The organism is Methylorubrum pseudosasae, from assembly GCF_029504475.1.
Classification (GTDB): Bacteria; Pseudomonadota; Alphaproteobacteria; order Rhizobiales; family Beijerinckiaceae; genus Methylobacterium; species Methylobacterium extorquens.
In genome coordinates, this window is sequence record NZ_JAQGDU010000002.1 from 1,696,380 (window position 1) to 1,715,652 (window position 19,273).

At 69.3% G+C, this 19,273-nt stretch carries 17 protein-coding genes, 1 other RNA gene and 3 pseudogenes; 14 read left to right on the forward strand and 7 right to left on the reverse strand.

All coding sequences use genetic code 11. From position 1 onward, the window contains the following. Together M2437_RS08925 and M2437_RS08930 are read left to right on the forward strand one after the other, a co-directional pair. On the forward strand, positions 1 to 633 hold the full coding sequence (locus M2437_RS08925; protein WP_253387171.1) for a DUF1190 domain-containing protein: 633 nt from the start codon (positions 1 to 3) through the stop codon (positions 631 to 633). Further along, positions 633 to 1,796: pseudogene (locus tag M2437_RS08930) on the forward strand (glutathionylspermidine synthase family protein). The gene M2437_RS08925 and the pseudogene M2437_RS08930 overlap by 1 nt, the downstream one beginning before the upstream one ends. A 77-nt stretch (positions 1,797 to 1,873) precedes the next feature. Here M2437_RS08930 and M2437_RS08935 read toward each other — a convergent pair. Continuing rightward, a complete protein-coding gene (locus M2437_RS08935) occupies positions 1,874 to 2,179 on the reverse strand; it encodes a hypothetical protein (protein ID WP_253387172.1) in 306 nt (101 codons plus the stop codon). Between the two features lie 161 nt (positions 2,180 to 2,340). Here M2437_RS08935 and M2437_RS08940 point away from each other — a divergent pair, with 161 nt between their 5' ends. From M2437_RS08940 to M2437_RS08960, 5 genes are all read left to right on the forward strand, one after another. Beyond that, positions 2,341 to 2,793 (forward strand): DNA polymerase III subunit chi, encoded by a 453-nt coding sequence (locus M2437_RS08940; protein WP_012255710.1) that lies wholly within the window; start codon positions 2,341 to 2,343, stop codon positions 2,791 to 2,793. Between the two features lie 71 nt (positions 2,794 to 2,864). After that, positions 2,865 to 4,520 carry a S10 family peptidase gene (locus M2437_RS08945; protein WP_373691098.1) on the forward strand — a complete coding sequence of 552 codons (1,656 nt, stop codon included), beginning with the start codon at positions 2,865 to 2,867 and terminating at the stop codon, positions 4,518 to 4,520. Further along, the gene (locus M2437_RS08950) at positions 4,517 to 4,888 is read left to right on the forward strand and encodes a hypothetical protein (RefSeq protein WP_253387174.1); all 372 of its coding nucleotides are present in this window, start codon (positions 4,517 to 4,519) and stop codon (positions 4,886 to 4,888) included. The genes M2437_RS08945 and M2437_RS08950 overlap by 4 nt, the downstream gene beginning before the upstream one ends. Before the next feature lie 69 nt (positions 4,889 to 4,957). Next, a complete protein-coding gene (locus M2437_RS08955; protein WP_012255707.1) occupies positions 4,958 to 6,085 on the forward strand; it encodes a carboxylate-amine ligase in 1,128 nt (375 codons plus the stop codon). An 84-nt stretch (positions 6,086 to 6,169) separates the two neighbouring features. Continuing rightward, complete coding sequence (locus tag M2437_RS08960; RefSeq protein WP_003602263.1) at positions 6,170 to 6,715, forward strand: DUF4142 domain-containing protein; 546 nt, start codon at positions 6,170 to 6,172, stop codon at positions 6,713 to 6,715. Positions 6,716 to 6,845: 130 nt separating this feature from the next. On the opposite strand, the pseudogene M2437_RS08965 reads toward M2437_RS08960, so the two are convergent. Beyond that, positions 6,846 to 7,890 (reverse strand): annotated as a pseudogene (locus M2437_RS08965) (threonine aldolase family protein). A gap of 263 nt (positions 7,891 to 8,153) precedes the next feature. Between M2437_RS08965 and M2437_RS08970 the strand changes: the two are divergent. Beyond that, complete coding sequence (locus tag M2437_RS08970; RefSeq protein ID WP_253387175.1) at positions 8,154 to 8,846, forward strand: GntR family transcriptional regulator; 693 nt, start codon at positions 8,154 to 8,156, stop codon at positions 8,844 to 8,846. 31 nt (positions 8,847 to 8,877) lie between these two features. On the opposite strand, the gene M2437_RS08975 is transcribed toward M2437_RS08970, so the two are convergent. Continuing rightward, positions 8,878 to 9,702 carry an enoyl-CoA hydratase/isomerase family protein gene (locus tag M2437_RS08975; RefSeq protein WP_056505615.1) on the reverse strand — a complete coding sequence of 275 codons (825 nt, stop codon included), beginning with the start codon at positions 9,700 to 9,702 and terminating at the stop codon, positions 8,878 to 8,880. A 23-nt stretch (positions 9,703 to 9,725) separates the two neighbouring features. Further along, a complete protein-coding gene (locus M2437_RS08980) occupies positions 9,726 to 10,946 on the reverse strand; it encodes a CaiB/BaiF CoA transferase family protein (RefSeq protein ID WP_253387176.1) in 1,221 nt (406 codons plus the stop codon). A 338-nt stretch (positions 10,947 to 11,284) separates the two neighbouring features. Here M2437_RS08980 and M2437_RS08985 point away from each other — a divergent pair, with 338 nt between their 5' ends. Together M2437_RS08985 and M2437_RS08990 are read left to right on the forward strand one after the other, a co-directional pair. After that, entirely contained in the window at positions 11,285 to 11,776 is a 492-nt protein-coding gene (locus M2437_RS08985) for a hypothetical protein (protein ID WP_499006644.1), read from the forward strand. 44 nt (positions 11,777 to 11,820) lie between these two features. Beyond that, the gene (locus M2437_RS08990) at positions 11,821 to 12,243 is read left to right on the forward strand and encodes an FKBP-type peptidyl-prolyl cis-trans isomerase (protein ID WP_003602245.1); all 423 of its coding nucleotides are present in this window, start codon (positions 11,821 to 11,823) and stop codon (positions 12,241 to 12,243) included. A gap of 52 nt (positions 12,244 to 12,295) precedes the next feature. On the opposite strand, the gene M2437_RS08995 is transcribed toward M2437_RS08990, so the two are convergent. The 3 genes from M2437_RS08995 to M2437_RS09005 form a co-directional block, all read right to left on the reverse strand. Beyond that, positions 12,296 to 13,309 carry an adenosine kinase gene (locus M2437_RS08995; protein ID WP_003602243.1) on the reverse strand — a complete coding sequence of 338 codons (1,014 nt, stop codon included), beginning with the start codon at positions 13,307 to 13,309 and terminating at the stop codon, positions 12,296 to 12,298. Positions 13,310 to 13,385: 76 nt separating this feature from the next. Then, entirely contained in the window at positions 13,386 to 13,952 is a 567-nt protein-coding gene (locus M2437_RS09000; protein WP_012255702.1) for a Uma2 family endonuclease, read from the reverse strand. Positions 13,953 to 13,995: 43 nt separating this feature from the next. After that, on the reverse strand, positions 13,996 to 14,316 hold the full coding sequence (locus M2437_RS09005; RefSeq protein WP_012255701.1) for a hypothetical protein: 321 nt from the start codon (positions 14,314 to 14,316) through the stop codon (positions 13,996 to 13,998). Between the two features lie 116 nt (positions 14,317 to 14,432). Here M2437_RS09005 and ligA point away from each other — a divergent pair, with 116 nt between their 5' ends. From ligA to ftsL, 4 genes and pseudogenes are all read left to right on the forward strand, one after another. Next, entirely contained in the window at positions 14,433 to 16,877 is a 2,445-nt protein-coding gene (gene ligA, locus M2437_RS09010; protein ID WP_253387177.1) for an NAD-dependent DNA ligase LigA, read from the forward strand. Between the two features lie 54 nt (positions 16,878 to 16,931). Further along, positions 16,932 to 17,335, forward strand: an RNA gene (rnpB, locus tag M2437_RS09015) — RNase P RNA component class A. Between the two features lie 451 nt (positions 17,336 to 17,786). Beyond that, a pseudogene (gene rsmH, locus M2437_RS09020) lies at positions 17,787 to 18,844 on the forward strand (16S rRNA (cytosine(1402)-N(4))-methyltransferase RsmH). After that, positions 18,841 to 19,272 carry a cell division protein FtsL gene (gene ftsL / locus M2437_RS09025; protein WP_003602234.1) on the forward strand — a complete coding sequence of 144 codons (432 nt, stop codon included), beginning with the start codon at positions 18,841 to 18,843 and terminating at the stop codon, positions 19,270 to 19,272. The pseudogene rsmH and the gene ftsL overlap by 4 nt, the downstream one beginning before the upstream one ends. Position 19,273: the final 1 nt, after the last annotated feature.

Sequence of the window (19,273 nt, forward strand, 5' to 3'; positions counted from 1 at the left end):
GTGGCGGACGACTGCGAGACCGGGCACGGGTTCGGCCGACGCAGGCCGGACGAGCCTGCTCCGGCCGTCACACCGCCCGACAGGGGCACGAGCAAGCGCTCACAGACCGTCTCCACGGTGCTGGTCGCGAGCGCGGGTCTCGCAGCCCTCGGCCTCGGCTCTCTCGAGCGGACTGCGCCGTCGAAAGACGTCCTCGTCTACGTCGACGCGGCCGCCTGCGCCGCCGACGGCATTCGCCCGGCTGAAGAGTGCCGCAGCGACTATGCCACCGCCCGTGCGGCCTATCCGTCGACCGCGCCACACTATGATTCAGCGGCGGAGTGCGAGGGGCATCACGGGTCGTCGCATTGCCTGCCGGATCCGAATACGCCGCCGCAATCCGTCTCCCGCATGGCGGGCTTCCTGCTCGGTCGCCGCGCCTCCGATTGGGTGACACCCGAACCCGTTTACGAGCACCGCCAGGGTCACGGCGGTCATCACGGCAATTACTGCACCGGGTCGGGCGGCAAGGTCTCCAGCGGAGGTGGAGGCCACGCCTCCTCGGCGACGCTCAAGCCCGCCGCTGCGAAAGCGACACAGTTCGGCGGCTTCGGCAGCAGCGGCAAGAGCTTCTCGTCCTTCGGCGGCACCTGATGCGCCGCTTCGCCTGCGGAGAGCGGCCCGGCTGGCGGGAGATCGCGCGGGACGCGGGCTTTGCCTTCCACACCATCGACGGCGAACCCTATTGGGACGAGAGCCACGCCTACGCCTTCACGCTGGCCGAGATCGAAGACGACATCGAAGGACCGAGCGCCTAGCTGCACGCGCTCTGCCACGACTTCGCGGCCGAGGCGGTGGCAGACGAGCGCATCCTCACCTCGCTCGCGATTCCCGAGCCGGTCTGGGACACGGTGCGGGCGAGTTGGCACCGGCGCGATCCGAGCCTCTACGGACGCCTCGATTTCTCCTACGGCGGCATGGGTCCGGCCAAGCTCCTCGAATACAACGCCGACACCCCGACCGCCCTCTATGAGACCGCCGTGTTCCAGTGGCTCTGGCTCGAACAAGGGCTGAAGGAGGGGCGCCTTCCCGCGGGCAGCGACCAGTTCAACGCACTCCACGAACGGCTGATTGCGCGTCTCGCCGAGATCGCGCCGCCCGGCCTCATCGCCTTTGCCGCCGATACGAGCGGCCCGGAAGACCTCGGCACCGCCGGCTACCTTCAGGATTGCGCGGTCCAGGCCGGCTGCGCGACGATCCTGCTCGACCTCGCCCAGGTCGGCCTGCGGGCGGACGGCGCCTTCTGCGGGCCGGACGAGCAGCCCTTCGCCGCCCTGTTCAAGCTCTACCCCTGGGAATGGGCGTTCCAGGACGCGTTCGGTTCGGCGGTCGCGGCCTCGCCGACGCGGTTCCTCGAGCCGCCCTGGAAGATGGTGCTCTCCAACAAGGGCCTGCTCGCCCATCTCTGGGCGTGCGAGCCCGGCCACCCGAACCTGCTGCCGGCCTTCTTCGAGGCCGATCCCGCCAACGCGACTCTGGGCAACGCCTATGTGCGCAAGCCGCTGCTCTCGCGGGAGGGCGCCAATGTCGAAATCTTTTCCGATGGCGCTCGCGTCGCCGGAGCGGATGGGCCCTACGGCGCGGACGGCTTCATCCGCCAGGGTGTGGCGGAGCTGCCCTGCTTCGACGGCCGCCGCCCGCTCCTGGGCGCCTGGATCGTCGGGGATGCGCCGGCCGGACTGTGTATCCGCGAATCCGACGGCCCGATCACCGGCGACGGCGCGCTGTTCGTGCCGCACCTGATCGAACCGAGCTGACGCCGGTCACGAAAAAGGGGCCGGATCGGCTCCGGCCCCCTCGCTTGCGCTCCGACTCGCGTGAGCCCGAACTCGCGTTAGCGGCCCGCGGCGCTGTTGCCGCCGCCGGCGCTGCCCGCGCCACCGCCCATGGTGCCGCCCGGTGCGTTGCCGGTCGTGGCGCCGGGGGCCATGGTGCCGGTCGAGCCGGTGGTTGCGCCCGCGGGGTTGCCGTTCGTCGGCCGCATGCTGTTGCCGGTGTTGTTCCGCACCGGGCTGGCACTGTCCGTGGTGCCCCCGGTGCCGCCCTTGCCGGTGCTCGACTGGGCGAAGGCCGCCCCGGAAACGGCGAGGGTCAGCGCGGCGGCAAGCGCGATCGGCTTGGCGATCATCTTGGTCGGCATGGTTCTTTCCTTCCCTGATATCGGGTGTGGAAAGCGAACCCGCCGCCGCCGGCATGGTTCAGCGCGAATGTCCTCAGCCGACGCGCAATCCGTGGGTCCGGCGGCCGCGACGCCACGTCCGCACTGCCTTCGGGGCAGCAGACCCTATATGGTGCGATGCCGTGACCGAGATCCTGTTCTACCATCTCCAGCGTCAGCCCCTCGAAAAGGTGCTGCCCAGCCTCGTCGAGAAGTCGCTGGAGCGCGGCTGGCAGGCGGCCATCCAGGCGGTGAGCGAGGAGCGGCTTCAGGCGCTCGACGACGGCCTCTGGACCTATACCGACGAGAGCTTCCTGCCCCACGGCACGGACCGCGACACGGACGCGGCGAGCCAGCCCGTGGTGCTGACCCTGCGCGAGACCAACCCCAACGGCGCCTCGATCCGCTTCCTCGTGGAGGGCGCGGAACTGCCGGAGGATGCGGAGAGCTACCAGCGGATCTGCATCCTTTTCGACGGCACCGACACCGATGCGCTGCTGCACGCCCGCGAGCAATGGCGCGGCGCCAAGGCCGCCGGCCATGCCATCGCCTACTGGCAGCAGGACGAGGGCGGGCGCTGGACCAAGAAGGCGTGAGATCAATGCGTCGTCCGATGGGAAGGCGCGACAACACGCACGACCAATCGCCCGAGGATCGCGAGAGACCGATGACGCAAGCCTTCTCCCTCTCCCCCCGTACCGGAACGGCCCGGCTCTGCCTGGCCGGCCTCCTCTCCCTCTCCGTGGGATTGGGGCCGGTGCTCGCCCAGCACGGCCCGGCGCAGGGTGACGGTCCCGGCCAAGCGCAGGGGAGGGGAACGGCGCAGGGCCAGCCGCGCAAGGCACCGGAAGGACGCCGCCTGCCGCCGGACGCGACCACCGAGCACAGCATCGACGGGCCGAACGGCCGTGCGCTGGCCTTCACCGCCACCGCCGGCAGCCTCGCCCTCGTGGACGAGGAGGGCAAGCTTCAGTCCGAGATCGCCTTCATCGCCTACACCAAGGCGGGCAAGCCGGAGGAGGCCGCCGCCCGGCCGATCACCTTCGGCGTCAATGGCGGACCGGGCGCGGCCTCGGCCTATCTCAATATCGGTGCGATCGGCCCCTGGCGCCTGCCGACCGACGGCCCCTCGATCAGCCCGTCGCAGACGATCGCGCTTCAGCCGAACCCGGCGACTTGGCTCGATTTCACCGATCTCGTCTTCATCGATCCCGTCGGCACCGGCTACAGCCGCGCGGCGGACGGCGACGGCAAGAAGTACTGGAGCGTCGATGCGGATGCCTCGGTGCTCGCCGCGGCCATCGCCCGCTATCTCCGCCAGAACGACCGCCTCGCCTCGCCAAAATTCTTCGTCGGTGAGAGCTATGGCGGCTTCCGCGGGCCGCTGATCGCGCAGAAGCTGCAGCAGGATGTCGGTGTCGGCCTGTCCGGCCTCGTGCTGCTCTCTCCCGTGCTCGACTTCGCGTGGCTGCAGCCGCCCCGCACCACGCCGTGGGGTTTCGTGACCAAACTCCCGTCGTTTGCCGCCGCGGCGCTGGAGCGCGCGGGCACGACGCCGAGCCGCGAACTCATGAAGGAGGCTGAGGCCTACGCGTCCGGCGCCTATCTCACCGATCTCCTGAAAGGCCCGTCCGACCGGGAGGCGGTGGCGCGGCTCGCCGAGAAGGTCTCGACGCTGACCGGCCTTGATCCGGAGACCGTGCGGCGCCAGGCCGGGCGACTCACCGCCCACAGCTATCAGCGCGAGATCGGGCGGGATGCCGGCCGCGTCGCCTCGGCCTACGACACCGGCGTGACCGGCTGGGACCCGGACCCGACCGCGCCGCAATCGGGCTTCGAGGATCCGGTGCTCGACGCGCTGCAGGCGCCGCTCACCACCGCCATGGTGCAGCTCTATCAGGGCCGCCTCAACTGGCGCGTCGAGAACATGCGCTACGAGTTGCTCAACGGCGCGGTCAACCGCGGCTGGACCTGGGGCTCGGGTCGCTCGGCGCCGGAAGCGATGGGGGCCCTGAAGGACGCGCTGGCGCTCGACGGGCGGATGCGGGTGCTCGTCGCCCACGGCTTCACCGACCTCGTGACGCCCTACTTCACCTCGAAGATGCTGCTGGACCAGATGCCGGTCTACGGCTCGCCCGACCGCCTCAAGCTCTCGGTTTATCCCGGCGGCCACATGTTCTACACGCGGCCGGATTCGCGCAACGCCTTCCACGACGACGCCGCCGACCTGTTCGCCCGAGCGCTGGAGACCCGCTCCAACGGGAGCGCGAAGGGCGGTGGCGCGTCGGGCGCGACCATGCCGGAGAAGAGACCGACGCCTTGAGACTGCTTCTGGGACTTCTGCCCGCCCTGTTGCTGGCGGGCTGCAACACCGCCGAGCGCCGCGAACCGATCCCGCCGCCGCCTCCACCGAGCGCGGTGCTCCCCGCGATCCCGACGGCGCCGGCCGTCGCGCTCGGCCCCGTGCTCGACGGCAACGGCGCCTGCACCGGCCCGGCCCCGGGAACGGCCGCCGCCATCCAAACCGGGATCGGCGAATGCGATCTCGTGCGGCTCAAGGGCCGCCCGCCCACCGACGTCCTGGTCGGCGAGGGCCGTTCCGGCCGCGAGGTGCAGGTGCTCTACACCGAGCCCGGCGCAAAGGAGCTGTATTTCTTCGTGAACAACCGCCTCGATCGTATCGTTCGTTAACGCACGAACCAATTGGGCCCGTGCTTGCTTCCATCCGGACCGGGTCGGACCCGGAAGGTGGGACGAGCGATGGCACACGCGTACCGGTTCGGGATCGAGGAAGAGCTGTTCCTGGCCAACAGCCGCACCCGGGCGGCGCCCAGCGAGTCGGTCTCGGCCTTCCACAAGGCGGCGCGGAGCCGGCTGGAGGGCGTCGAGCGCGAGATGCTGGAGAGCCAGGCCGAGATCTGCTCCAAGCCCTCGGCGAGCTTCGACGAGACCCATGAAGCCCTGGCCAAGCTCCGCACCGGCCTGTGCGGCATCGGCCGCGAGCACGGCCTGAAGGTCTTCGCCGCCGGCACCCACCCGACCGCGATCTGGACCGACCAGCGCGAGACCGCCAAGGTCCGCTACCGCAAGATGATCGAGACGCTGCAGATGGTGGGCCGGCGCTCCATCGTCAGCGGCCTGCACGTCCATGTTGAGGTGCCCGAGCCGGACCAGCGCATCGACCTGATCAACCGGCTGATGCCGTTTCTGCCGGTGCTGCTCGCGCTCTCCACCTCCTCGCCCTTCTACGAGCGCCACCGCACCGGGCTCGCCGGCTACCGCCTGCGGGCCTATGCCGAGTTGCCCCGCACCGGCCTGCCGGAACTGTTCGACGGTGCCGACGACTTCGAGCGCTACGTGCGGGTGATGACGCGGGCGGGTGCCGTCGAGGACGCGACCTATTTCTGGTGGCACATCCGCCCGTCGATCCGTTACCCGACCCTCGAATTGCGCGTCGCGGACAGTTGCACCCGGCTCAAGGATACGTTGGCCATCGCCGCTCTCTACCGATGCCTCGTGCGGCTCTGCGTGCGACGGCCGGAGCTGAACGCCCGGCCGACGGGCGCCTCGCGCGGCTTCGTCATGGAGAACCTGTGGCGGGCGCAGCGCGACGGCGTTCACGCCGCCCTGATCGATGAGGCGGCGGAGGAGGCGGTGCCGGTGCGCCGCCTCGTCGAGCGCCTGCTCGACCTCGTGGCGGAGGATGCCGCGGCGTTGGGCTGCAACGCACAGATTGCACATGCCCTCACCATCACCGAATGCGGTTCCAGCGCGGACGGGCAGATCCGGGCCTACGAGGCCTCGCTCGCCGCGGGCGGCAGCGAGCGCAAGGCGCTGTCCGGTGTCATCGACTGGCTCGCCCGCGAGACCGCGAATTGCGAGGCGTGACGGCGCGCCTCCGGCTCCGCCAGGAACATCGAACGCCGCGCTCCGGTTGCTCCGACAGGTCCGATTCTGTCCTAGGAGACTTCCATGAGAACGACACTCACTGCCGCCGCCTGCCTGCTCCTGCTGGGCGCGGCGGGGATGCCGGCCCATGCCCAATCGGTCGGCGAGAAGACCGGTGTGAACTCGCTGATGGGCGTCGCTCCCACGGCTCAGGACTTCGTCACGCAAGCCGTCATCAGCGACATGTTCGAGGATCAGACGAGCAAGCTCGCCTTGGAGAAGGCCGACGAGAAGACCAAAGCCTTCGCCAAGAAAATGATCGAGGACCACAAGAAGACCTCGGACGAGCTGAAATCCGTCGTTCAGACCGGCGACATGAAGCTCAACCTTCCGACCGCCCTGGATTCGGCCCACCAGAGCAAGCTCGACAAGCTCAAGAGCCTGAGCGGCAACGACTTCACGAAGCAGTATCACGACGATCAGGTGACGGCGCACAAGAACGCCACCGACCTCTACAAGCGCTACGCCGAGAGCGGCGACAACGCGGCGCTCAAGGCCTTCGCCATCAAGACGAAGCCGCATCTCGACGAGCACCTGAAGATGGCTCAGGACCTCGACAACAAGAAGTAGTTTTTTCGCGTTTTCGGGCGGCGCTCCTCGGTGAGTGCCGCCCAGCCGGCGGCATCTTCAGCACGGGCTATCAGACCACAGCCTCACCCTGAGGTGCCGGGATGGAAGAGGGGCGCTCGGCCCCTGACCATCAGACTCGTTGCATGAACGCCGCGGCCTTCGCGCGGATCACATCGGCCGCCCGGTCGATGCCCGCGCGATCGACGTCGAGATTGGCAGTCGCACGGATCTGATGCGCTCCGATCGCCCGCACCCGCACCCCATCTTCGAGACAGGCGCTCGCGAAGGCCGAGGCGGTGATGCCCAAGGCCTCCACCGTGAAGCACAGGATGTTCGACTGCCCTGCCGTCGGGTCGAAGGCCAGGCCCGGCACGTCGGCGATCGCCCGGTGCAGCCGGCCGGCATTGGTATTGTCCTCGGCAAGCTGGGTCATGTGGTGGTCGAGGGCGTAGAGCCCCGCTGCCGCCAGCACGCCCGACTGGCGCATCGCGCCGCCGAGCCGGTACTTCCACTGCCACGCTTGGTCGATGAAATCCCGCGTGCCGGACAGGACCGCGCCGACCGGGCAACCGAGACCCTTGCTGAGATCGATCCAGACACTGTCGAAGCCGGCCGCATATTCCGCCGCCGAGAGGCCGGTGGCGACCACTGCGTTGAGCAGGCGCGCCCCGTCGATATGCGCCTTCAGGCCGCGCGCCTGGGCGTAGTCGCGGATCAGGCGCATCTCGCCGATGTCCCAGACCGTCCCGCCGGAAAAGCTCGTCGTCTGCTCGATCGAGACCAGCCGCGAGCGCGGCGCCGTGCGCTGCGGTACCCGGATCGCCGCCTCGACCTGTGCCAGGGTGAACAGCCCGACCCGCGTCGGCAGCGCCTTCACCGAGACGCCGCCGATCGCGGCTGAGCCGGCGGGCCTCGGTGTTGTAGATGTGGGACTGGTCATCGACGATGATCTCGTCGCCGGGCCGGCAATGGACGAGGATCGAGGCGAGGTTGCACATCGTGCCCGACGGCATGAACACGGCCGCCTCCTGACCGAGCATCTCCGCCACGCGCTCGCATAGCGCATTGGTGGTCGGATCGGAATTCGACTGCTCGTCGCCGACCTCGGCCCGCGCCATGGCCTCGCGCATGCCCGGCGTCGGGCGCGTCTGGGTGTCGCTGAACAGATCGATCATGGCGCATCCTTCCCTGCGGGCCCCGTCCGCTCGGTCCCGCCGCCACGCTCCGCTGCAAGGGGCTCCCGCGGCGCTCCTGAATGCATGAAAAATTCAATCACCCGCAAGCCGTCCCGCGGTCGTCGCGATGGTCGCCTTTCGCAGGTTCGGAACTTTCCGTGTGGCTCACGAAGCTGGGAACGGCCGCGTATCTCGACAGGCGGTAGCCGCAAGTCTAGAAATTGCGACGCGTAGTCTCGCATTTAAAATTCTTTGAGAGCTCGATGAATAGAATTGAGCCCAGTATCGGGATCAGCCGTCGCTACCTTCATGACGAGGTGGCGGACCGGATGCGGGAATTGATCAACGAAGGCGAACTCGAGCCGCGTGCGCGCGTCAACGAGAGCGAGTTGACCGAACGGTTCGGAATTTCGCGCACGCCATTGCGCGAGGCGATCAAGATCCTGGCGACCGAAGGCCTTCTCGAGCTGCTGCCCAATCGCGGCGCCCGGGTCGCGAGCATCTCGCCCGACGAGCTGGAGGAGATGATCGAGGTCATCGCCGGGCTCGAAGCGACCGCCTGCGACCTCGCCTGCCGGACGATCACCGACGAGGAACTGGCGGAGATCGAGGCGAAGCATCAGGCGATGATGGCGGCGTGGCAGGCGCGCGACGAGACGAGCTACTTCCGCCTGAATCGCGAAATCCACGAAGCGATCATGCTCGCGAGCCGCAACACCAAGTTGCGCAGCCTGTATCTGGGTCTCACCGGCCGGATTCAGCGCTCCCGCTACAGTGCCCACCAGACCGAGGCGCAGTGGGCCCAGGCGGTCGAGGAGCACGAGCGCATGATTCCGCTGCTCCGCGCCCGTCAGGGCGAGGAACTCGCCGGGCTGATGCGCCGGCATATCCGCTCGAAGAAGCCGGTGATCGCGGCGATCTACGGCGAAGAGGGGACTGAGGTGTCGCCCCGTTAGAGCGTTTTCCGACGAAGCGGACGCCGCAGGCTCAGCGCCCTTTGAAGCTCGGCGGGCGCTTGCCCAGGAAGGCTTCCATGCCCTCCCGGAAATCCTCGCTCATATAGGTCATCACGATCAGGTCGTCGCCGGGCCGCTCGCCCTCGGCGGCCTCCGCCGCGCCCTCCTCGCCGATGCGGCGCAGGCCTTCCTTGGTGGCCTGGAGGGTGAGAGGCGCGTGGCTCGCGAGCAGGGTGGCCAGCGCATCCGCTCGGGCCGCGACGGCCGCGGCATCCTCGACCACCTCGTTGACGAGGCCGATCGCCAGCGCCTCCTGCGCCTCCACGAGCCGAGCGGTGAACAGAATGTCCTTCACGCGCGGCGCCCCAATGAGGTTCGCCAGCCGCCTCAGGGTGTTCTGCGACAGGCAATTGCCGAGCGTGCGGGCGATGGGGATGCCGAAGCGGGCGTCGCGGCTGGCGATGCGCATGTCGCAGGCCGCAGCGATCGCTGCGCCACCGCCGGTGCAGGCGCCAGCGACCGCCGCGATGGTCGGCACCCGCAGGCGCTCCAGGCCGCCGAGCACCCGGTCCATGAAGCGCTCGTAGCCGATCGCGTCCTCCGGTTTGCTGAAGCTGCGGAACTGGGCGATGTCGGTGCCCGCCGCGAACGCCTTGTCCCCGGCGCCGGTGATGATCACCGCCTTGATCGCGTGGTCCGCCTCGATCCGCTCGCACAGCTCCACCAGCCCGCGATACATCGCGAAGGTCAGCGCGTTGCGCGCCTTCGGCCGGTTGAGGGTGATGCGGGCGATGCCCGCCGCATCCACCGCGAAGAGCAGTTCGTCGGTCGAAGCGGTCTCGGCGTCAGCGTTCATGGAGCGGTTCCTCGTCAAGCGTCTCAAGCCGTCGTCTCGCGCACGACGCCCCGGGCGATCAGATCGTCGATCGCCGCCCCGTCATAGCCGGCTTGGGCCAGGATGGCGCGGCTGTGTTCGCCGAGCAGCGGCGCGGGTCCGTGCACCCGCCCCGGCGTGGCTGAGAATTTGACCGGCAGGCCGAGCGTGCTCATCCGCCCGGCGCGGGCGTGCTCGACCTCGACCACCATCTCGCGGGCGCGCGTCTGAGGATCGGCCTGCATCGCGAGCACGTCGAGCACGGGTCCGGCCGGCACGCCGCCGGCTTCCAGCCGCGCGAGCCAATCGGCGGAGGGCGCGGTGCGGAAATGCGGGGCCAGCGCCTGGGCCAAAGCCGCGCGGTTCGCCATGCGGTCGCGGTTGGCCGAGAAGCGCACGTCGGCGGCGAGATCCTCGGCGCCGAGCACCGCGAGCAGGCGCAGCCAGTTGGTCTGGTTGGCCGCGCCGATGGTGATCCAGCCGTCTGCCGTCTCGAACGCCTCGTAGGGCGCGTTCAGCGGATGGGCCGAGCCCATCGGCCCCGGCGCGACGCCAGTCGCCATGGCGATGGCCGACTGCCAATAGGTGAGGGTGATGCCGGCCTCGAACAGCGAGGTATCGACGACCTGACCCTCACCGGTCTTCAGCTTATGGACATGAGCGGCCAGCACGCCCATCGCCGCCAGGATGCCGGCGGTGATGTCGGTCACCGGCGGGCCGCACTTCATCGGCGGCCGGCCCGGCCCCTCGCCGGTGATGCTCATCAGCCCGCTCATGCCCTGCGCCACGAGGTCGAAACCCGCGCGTTCGGCATAGGGCCCCGAACGGCCGAAGCCCGAGAGCGAGCAATAGACCAGCCCCGGAAACTCTTGGGCGAGGACATCGTAGCCGAGGCCGAGCCGCTCCATCGTGCCGGCGCGGTAGTTCTCGATCAGCACGTCGGCGTCGGCGAGCAGGCGCCGCAGCACCGCCTTGCCGTCCGCGCTCTTGAGGTCGAGGGCGATCCCGCGCTTGCCGCGGTTCATCATCATATAGGCGGCGCTCTCGCCCTCGATCGCAGGCGGAACCGAGCGGCGGGTGTCGTCGCCACCCTCGATCTTCTCGACCTTGATGACCTCAGCGCCCATGTCGCCGAGCATCAGCCCACAGACCGGTCCGGCCATGATGTGGGCGAGTTCGATGACCTTCACGCCGGCCAGCGGGCCGGACTTCGCGGCTTCCGTCATCGAGCCGCCTCAGCCGTGCCGACCGGCGAGGCACACGCACGACGCGAATCGAAAGCTGGCGAAGAGCCCATCACATCCATCCTCCCTTCGAGGGCCGGCGACCCCTCTCATGCGGCGCTGGGGCCGCATGAGGGATCAGCGATCACGCGCATTTTGAATTGATTTTAGGGACTCGATTACCGGTGAGGCAACCGATTTTGAATGCGATTTGCTGAGCATGAGCGAAACAGCGGGGGTGTTCGACGGGCGCGATGGAACGCGCGGGCCGGCTCCCGGTTGTCGGCGAAAGCGTGGCCGTCGGAATGTCTCCCTTTCGGCCCTGTGGAGCGGAGGGATCGATGCGCGGGTTGAGCACGGCACTGGGACTGGCGGCGGCCCTCGCCGTGACGGCAGCGAGCATCGCCCCGGCGGAGGCGTCCTGCGCCCGCCGCATCATCAACAAATCCGGCTACGTCGCCCTCGTCAGCCGCGACGGCGGCCCCTGGGTGGCGGTGCGGCCGCACCGCTCGCAGACGATCCAGTACCATCACTCCGGCCGCATCGACGTGGCGTTGACCTGCGGCCCGGGCGCCCTGCCGGAGCAGGCCGCCTACCGGGCGAGCTACGACACGGTGGCGATCATCGACCGCTGCTACATCCGCTTCGGCGACGGCTTCTTCGAGGAGCAGCTCGGCGGCGGGCTTTATCGGCCGCAAGGATACCGGGCCGCTCGCCCTCAACAATCCGCGCCAGGGCGATCTGGTGGTCGGCCCGCAGGCCGGCGCCTGCCCGGCGATGGAGCGCGGTGCCATCCGGGCCCGTTATTAGCCTTGTGGCCGGGCGCGTGCTAACCCGCGCGCCCCGTCGTCAGCGACGACGCGCCGAGACGAGATTCATGCGCTCGATCCTTCCCCTAGCCGGAGCCATCGCCCTCGCCATGACCAGTGCCGCTTCCGCCGCCCAGCCCGTCACGCTGCCCTCGGGCCTCAGCTACACCGATGAAGTGGTCGGCACCGGCCCCGAGCCGAAGTCCGGCCAGCAGGTCACCGTCCACTATACCGGCTGGCTCGATGAGGGCGGCGGCAAGCGGGGCAAGAAGTTCGATTCGTCGCGTGATCGCGGCCAGCCCTTCTCGTTCACCATCGGCGCGGGCCAGGTGATCCGCGGCTGGGACGAGGGCGTCGCGACGATGAAGGCCGGCGGCCGCCGCATCCTGACGATCCCGCCGGATCTCGGCTACGGCGCCCGCGGCGCCGGCGGCGTGATCCCGCCGAACGCCACGCTGATCTTCGACGTCGAGCTGATCGGCTCGCGCTGATCGCGAACTTCTCCGGCGCCCCTGTGGGCGCCGGATCCCGTGGGCGAAAGCCTCAGATGAGCTTGTGCTCGCGTGCCAGAGCCAGCAGATCGCGCTGCGGCCGGGCGCCGATATGCTCGATGACCTCGGCCGCCGCGAGCGCGCCGAGACGAGCCGACGACACGTAATCGATGCCGCGGGTGTAGCCCGCCAGGAAGCCCGCCGCGAACAGGTCGCCGGCCCCGGTGGTGTCGATCACCTCGCGCACCGGGAAGGCGTCCACCGCCCGCACCTCGCCGCCGCGCACCACCAGCGCGCCCTGGGACGAGCGGGTGACGAGGCCGAGCAGGTGCGTGCCCTGCCCGCCGCGCTCCTCGCGCAGGGCCGCGACAGCGGCGTCCGGATCGTCGGTCTGGTAGAGGCTCTGCAACTCGCCGATATTGGCGAACAGGATATCGATGCTGCCGTTGCGGATCAGCTCGAGGAATTCCTCACGGTAGCGGCCGACGCAGAACGCGTCCGACAGGGTCAGCGCCACGGCGTTACCGGCCGAATGGGCGACCTTCACCGCCTTGCGGAACGCGTCCTTGGCGGCCGGCGGATCCCACAGATAGCCTTCGAGATAGGTGACGCGGGCCGAGCGCACGGTCGCCTCGTCCACGTCGTCCGGGGAGAGGCCCTGGCAGGCGCCGAGATAGGTGTTCATGGTGCGCTCGCCGTCGGGCGTCACCAGGATGAAGCAGCGGGCGGTGGTCGGCCCTTCGGTCGCCGGCGGCACGTCGAAGCGCACGCCCGTGGCCTTCAGGTCATGGCTGAACAGCCGACCGAGTTCGTCCTCGTGCACCTTCCCGACGAAGCCGGTCTTGGCGCCGAGCAAGGCTGCCCCGACGGCGGTGTTGGCGCCCGAGCCGCCGGAGACGACGGTCGCCGGACCCATCACCTCGAAGAGGTTCTCGGCCCGCGGCTCGTCGACGAGCTGCATCGCGCCCTTCGTGACGCCCTGCTTGACGAGGAAATCCTCCTCGGCATGGGCGATGAGATCGACGATGGCGTTGCCGAGGACGAGGAGGTCGAGGGATTGGGACATCGGGCCGTCCGGTCTCGCGTGACAGATGGGCCGGGCCTGTCGCACCCCGCTCGGCAAGCGTCAAGCAAAGGCCGCCTCAAGGCTCCGCGAACAGGCTCGCTACGGCGAGCGTGAGGCCGGGCGGATCGAGCGAGAGATCACCCGAGGCGGCGATGCGCGTCTCGATCAGGTCGCCCGTGCTGCGGCGGTGATGGATCACCGTGCGCCGCTCGGTGTCGAGGATGAGGTAGTGCTGCAGGCTCGGAAGGCGGAAGTAGCCAAGGAGCTTTGTGCCAGTGTCGACGTGCCGCGTGCTCGGCGAGAGGACTTCGACGATGACAACCGGTTCAGCGACCGACGTCGCGTTCGGATCGAGGCGCTCTCCGCAATAGACGAGGGCGTCAGGCTCGAAGCTCGCGGATGCATCGATCCGAACGGCGACGCCGTCAGGAAGAACACGGCAGGGAAGACTGGCGGCGCGGATCGCCGCTCCAAGTGCTTGGTAAGTGGCGAGCTTGGTTTCAGCGTGCCGGATACGCTCCGGCGACATGGCAAAAACCTCGCCATCGACGAGTTCGTAACGTCCCGGCTGCCCTTCGGCCCAGGCCAGGAACTCATCGACATTCATGCGGGCTGTCGGCCCGGCCTTGGGCTGCACGCTCATAGGCGTAAGCCTATCAGCATTGTCCGTGCCCGCGAAGGCGCGTCTACTGCTGCAACGCCTTCACCTCGCATTGCGCGTAGTCCGAACTCGCCTTGACGTAGGCGTTGAGCTTCTGGACGTAAGCGCCTGCGATCGATTGGAAAGCCTGGGCCTGGGCGTTGTAGGCCTTGATCGCGTCATTGTAGCTGTAGGCCTCCCAGCCGGGGCAGCCGTCCTTCTTGTCGAGACAGGCGGGTTTTTCCGGGAGCTTGGGCTTTTCCGGCCGCGCCTCCGCCGGCGGCGGCGTCGGCGGGGTGCAGGGGGCGGCCAGCGCCGGGCCCGCGAGGCCGGCTAGCGCCAGTGCCGTGATGATGCGTCCTGCCATGATCCGTCCCCGAGCCGTCGTTTCCAGGGTTGTGACGGTCGAGTTGTGGCGGGAATGGGGTCTTGGAAACCGCGAGCGTTATCGCACCGGCGTGCGAGATGCGATAAAGGCGGCCCATGCCGAGCACGCCCCTTTCCGCCGCCGTCGAAGACTTCAGCGAGGATGCCGCCCAGGCACACCATGCCGAGCTATCGAGGGCGATCGAGCGGGCGAACCAGCTCTACTACAATGAGGACGCGCCCGAACTCACGGACGCCGAATACGACGCCCTGCGCCAGGAGCTGGAGGCGATCGAAGCGCGCTTTCCCGCGCTGACCGGCACCACCGAGGCGAGCGCGGGCGTCGGCGCCAAGCCTTCGGAAAAGTTCGCCAAGGTCCGGCACGCGGTGCCGATGCTCTCGCTCGGCAACGCCTTCGCCGACGAAGACGTGGACGAGTTCGTCGCCCGCGTGCGCCGCTTCCTGAACCTGCCGGCCGAGGAGGCGGTCGCCTTCACCGCCGAGCCGAAGATCGACGGGCTGTCGCTGTCGCTGCGTTACGAGACGGGCCGGCTCGTCACCGCGGCGACGCGGGGCGACGGGGAGGTCGGCGAGAACGTCACCGCCAACGCGCTGACGGTGGACGACATTCCGGAAAGGCTCTCCGGCGAGGGCATCCCCGAGGTGCTGGAGGTGCGCGGCGAGGTCTACCTGTCGCACGAGGATTTCGCGGCCATCAACGCGCGCCAGGAGGCGGCGGGCAAGCCACTCTTCGCCAATCCGCGCAACGCCGCGGCCGGTTCGCTGCGCCAGCTCGATCCCGCGATCACCGCGTCGCGCCCTTTGCGCTTCTTCGCCTATGCCTGGGGCGAGGTCTCCGAGCCCTTCACCGACACGCAATCGGCGGTGCTGGAGCGGTTCCGCGGCTGGGGCCTGCCGGTGAACCCGCGGACCAAGCTGTGCCGCTCGGCCGAAGAGATGATTGCGCATTACCGCACCATCGAGGCGGAGCGGGCGGGTCTCGGCTACGACATCGACGGCGTCGTCTACAAGGTCGACGACCTCGGCTTCCAGCGGCGGCTCGGCTTCGTCAGCCGCGCGCCGCGCTGGGCGCTGGCGCACAAGTTCGCGGCGCAGGAGGCGATCACCGAACTTCTCGCCATCGACATCAATGTCGGCCGAACCGGCTCGCTCAACCCACTGGCGCGCCTCAAGCCTGTCACCGTCGGCGGCGTCGTGGTCTCGAACGCGACGCTGCACAACGAGGGTTACGTCCAGGGCGTCGGCGCCGACGGCGAGCCGATCCGCGAGGGTCGCGACATCCGCGTCGGCGACACCGTGATCGTGGTGCGCGCGGGCGACGTCATCCCAAAGGTGCGGGATGTGGTGATCGAGAAGCGCCCGGCCGATGCGGTGCCCTACGTCTTCCCCGACACCTGCCCGGCCTGCGGCAGCCGGGCCGTGCGGGAGTTGAACCCGCGTACGAAAAAACTCGATGCGATCCGCCGTTGCACCGGCGGGCTGATCTGCCCGGCGCAGGGGGTGGAGCGGCTCAAGCACTTCGTCTCGCGCAACGGCTTCGACCTCGAAGGCTTCGGCCAGACCTATATCGAGGTGCTGTTCGAGGCCGGCCTCGTGAAGCAGCCCGCCGATCTGTTCCGTCTGGAGTTCGAGCCTCTGAAGGCGGCCATCGTCGCCCGGCGCGAAGCGCTGTCCGCCCAGCGCCGTGCCGAGGGCGAGCCGGCGCCGAAGAAGCCGACCAAGAAGAAGGGCGAGGAGGAGGACAAGGCGATCAAGAACCTGCTCGCCTCGCTCGACGCCCGCCGAACAATCCCGCTCAACCGCTTCCTGTTCGCCCTCGGCATCCCGCAGATCGGCGAATCGACGGCCAAGGCGCTGGCCAAGCGCTTCCCCGACATGCCCGCCCTGATGGCGGCCCTCGAAGCGGCGACGCGGGAGCAGGCAGGCCAGGACTGGCTCGAACTCTCGGCACTGCCGCGGATCGGGCCCGGCACCCGCGACCGCCTGTTCGAGACCCTCGATCCGCTGCCCGGCGAGGCGATGCAGGATCTGAGCCTCGGCGCCCGCCTGCGCGGACGGCTCACGCCGTCGCAGCGCGAGGCGGTGCTGGCCCATTACGGCAGCGAGGAAAAGGTCGACGCGGCGCTGGAGCGGGCCGCCTCGCAGCGGCCCGGCGACGCCTACCGTCTGTTCGCCGACGACGGCGAGATCGGCCCTGTGGCGACGGATTCACTGATCCAGTTCTTCTCTGAGCCGCACAACGACGCGGCAGTGCGGGCGCTGCTCGAAGAGGTGGGAACCGAGCCGCTGGCCACCACGACCTCGGCGGCGGCGTTTGCCGGCAAGACGGTGGTGTTCACCGGCTCCCTCGAAAAGATGACCCGAAGCGAGGCCAAGGCCACCGCCGAGCGCCTGGGCGCCAAGGTCTCCGGCTCGGTCTCGGCCAAGACCGACCTCGTGGTCGCCGGCCCCGGTGCCGGCTCGAAGCTCAAGGACGCCGAGAAGCACGGGGTGAAGGTGGTCTCGGAGGACGATTGGCTGGCGATGTTGGCGGAGGCGTAAAGTTTCCCCCGAGCCTTGACCCCGCGCCCCCCGCGGCGCAATCCGTGCCCCGGATCAGCCGGCCGGGCAGCCGCTCCGTCGTCAGACGGGGAGGAAAGTCCGGGCTCCATGGAGAGGCGGTGCCGGATAACCTCCGGCGGGGGCGACCCCAGGGACAGTGCCACAGAGAGCAGACCGCCTTGCAAGGCTCGTCCTTCGCAAGGTCAGGGTGAAAGGGTGCGGTAAGAGCGCACCGCGGACGCGGCAACGCGGACGGCACGGCAAACCCCACCGGGAGCAAAACCGAATAGGGGCGACACGCCTTCTCCGCGAGGAGGGGGCAGGCCCTCTCTCCAGGCTCGTCGCCCGGGTTGGTTGCTCGAGGCGACCGGTAACGGACGTCCCAGAGGAATGGCTGCCACGTCCGTGAGTTCATCTCACGGGCCCTACAGAACCCGGCTTACAGGCCGGCTGATCCACCCGATCCGGCCGACGCGTGCGGTCCCGCGCCCGTCGGGGCAAGTGCTTCCCGAGTTTCGCGAATTCCGCCACAGCGCATCCGGCGCCAGCGGCGAGAGTTGCCGTCGCGTCGCTTGGTAAGCCTCAAGAAAACATCCCGGTCATTGACGCTCGGTTAACCTTGATGCGGTCAGATCAGAGCTGCCTGCATGGTCAAGCTCGTTGACGCGTTTCGAGGGCCCATGTTACCCCGCGCCATCCCGTTGACGCCCTGTTCTGGATCGGCCAACACTCGCCCAGGTTGCCTCGGCGGGACTGCGCGCGCATGGCCGGAGCCGCTCGCGGATCGGCGTCGCCACTTCTCGGGCCGCCCTGCGGTCCGTCCATTCAGCAGGCTCCCATGATGCATCCCCCGCCGGGTGGCGCCCGAGCTCTCTACGGATTCCGCGAGAGCACCGTGGGGCAATGCCGATGAGCCGGGCGCCGCGCACGGCTAGAGCCGAGCTGCCGAAGGGCGCGCAGGCTCGCCACGTTCCCGTCCTGCTCGCCGAGGTTCTCGCCGCGCTCTCCCTCGACCGGCCGGGCCTGGCCGTGGACGGCACCTTCGGAGCGGGCGGCTACACCCGCGCGCTGCTCGAGGCCGGGCCGGAGGTGCGCGTGATCGCCATCGATCGCGATCCCACCGCGATCCGGGGCGGAGCGGATCTCGTGAATGCCTCCGGGGGCCGCCTGCGGCTGGTCCAAGGCCGCTTCGGCGATCTCGACACGCTCATCGCCGATCAGGACGAGGCGCAGGCCGATTGGGTCGTGCTCGATATCGGCGTGTCCTCGATGCAGATCGACGAGGCGCAGCGCGGCTTCTCGTTCCGGCAGGACGGGCCGCTCGACATGCGCATGGGCGGGGAGGGGCCCTCGGCGGCCGACCTCGTGAACGGCGAGGAGGAAACCACGCTCGCCGACATCCTCTACCATTTCGGCGAGGAGCGCCGCTCGCGGGCGGTGGCGCGCGCCATCGTCGAGGCGCGGCGCCGCGCCCCGATCGAGACCACGGCGCAGCTCGCCGACCTCGTGGCCGGCGTGGTGCGGCCCGAGCCCGGCAGCCCGATCCATCCGGCGACCCGTAGCTTCCAGGGTCTGCGGATCGCGGTGAATGACGAACTCGGTGAATTGGTGCGCGGCCTGCACGCCGCCGAGCGGGTACTCAAGCCCGGCGGCCGGCTCGCGGTGGTGACGTTCCATTCGCTGGAAGACCGCATCGTCAAGCAGTTCTTCTCGGCCCGCAGCGGCCGGGCAGCGCAGGCCTCCCGGCACGCGTCCCCGGCGTGGAGCGGCCGGCACCCAAGAGCTTCAAGCTGGTGACCAAGGGTCCGGTGCTGCCCTCCGAGGCGGAGACGGACGTGAACCCGCGTTCGCGTTCGGCCAAGCTGCGCGCCGGCGAGCGGACGGACGCGCCCGCGCCGCCGCCGCTGAGCGCCATCGAAACGCTGGCGAGCCTGCCGGCTCCACAGGGACGGGGGCCACGGCGGTGATCCGGCTTCTCAACGTACTGGCGATCGTCGGGCTGATCTGCTCGGCGGTCTACGCCTACTCGATCAAGTACGACACGCTCTATCAGGCGGGTCAGGTCTCCAAGCTGAAGACCGGCCTGCACAAGGAGCGGCAGGCCATCGCCGTACTGCGCGCCGAGTGGCAGCTCCTGACCCGCCCGGACCGGCTCCAGGCGGCCGTCGAGCGGCATCTCACCCTTGAGCCGATCGGCAACGGGCATCTCGCCCGGCTCTCCGATCTGCCGAACCGGCCCGACCGCGGCGACGAGATCGGCCGCCTGCTCGCTTCCACGGCGACCCCGACCGTGACTCCGACGGACAAGCCGGGAAGCGCCCGCGACGAGCCGCGCACCACCGGCTCCGTCACCACCCGCACCGTTTCCACCCGCCCGCCCGCGGTTTCGAGGTAGC

Excerpts from the sequence above, each read along its gene's own strand:
- M2437_RS09000 (WP_012255702.1), bottom strand. The coding sequence starts at position 13,952 with ATGAGCGTGCAGCCCAAGGCCGGGCCGACAGCCCGCATGAATGTCGAT.
- M2437_RS08995 (WP_003602243.1), bottom strand. The coding sequence starts at position 13,309 with ATGTCCCAATCCCTCGACCTCCTCGTCCTCGGCAACGCCATCGTCGAT.
- M2437_RS08985 (WP_499006644.1), top strand. The coding sequence starts at position 11,285 with ATGCGCGGGTTGAGCACGGCACTGGGACTGGCGGCGGCCCTCGCCGTG.
- M2437_RS08935 (WP_253387172.1), bottom strand. The coding sequence starts at position 2,179 with ATGCCGACCAAGATGATCGCCAAGCCGATCGCGCTTGCCGCCGCGCTG.
- M2437_RS08980 (WP_253387176.1), bottom strand. The coding sequence starts at position 10,946 with ATGACGGAAGCCGCGAAGTCCGGCCCGCTGGCCGGCGTGAAGGTCATC.
- M2437_RS08970 (WP_253387175.1), top strand. The coding sequence starts at position 8,154 with ATGAATAGAATTGAGCCCAGTATCGGGATCAGCCGTCGCTACCTTCAT.
- M2437_RS08960 (WP_003602263.1), top strand. The coding sequence starts at position 6,170 with ATGAGAACGACACTCACTGCCGCCGCCTGCCTGCTCCTGCTGGGCGCG.
- M2437_RS08975 (WP_056505615.1), bottom strand. The coding sequence starts at position 9,702 with ATGAACGCTGACGCCGAGACCGCTTCGACCGACGAACTGCTCTTCGCG.
- M2437_RS08945 (WP_373691098.1), top strand. The coding sequence starts at position 2,865 with ATGACGCAAGCCTTCTCCCTCTCCCCCCGTACCGGAACGGCCCGGCTC.
- M2437_RS08990 (WP_003602245.1), top strand. The coding sequence starts at position 11,821 with ATGCGCTCGATCCTTCCCCTAGCCGGAGCCATCGCCCTCGCCATGACC.
- M2437_RS09005 (WP_012255701.1), bottom strand. The coding sequence starts at position 14,316 with ATGGCAGGACGCATCATCACGGCACTGGCGCTAGCCGGCCTCGCGGGC.
- ligA (WP_253387177.1), top strand. The coding sequence starts at position 14,433 with ATGCCGAGCACGCCCCTTTCCGCCGCCGTCGAAGACTTCAGCGAGGAT.
- M2437_RS08955 (WP_012255707.1), top strand. The coding sequence starts at position 4,958 with ATGGCACACGCGTACCGGTTCGGGATCGAGGAAGAGCTGTTCCTGGCC.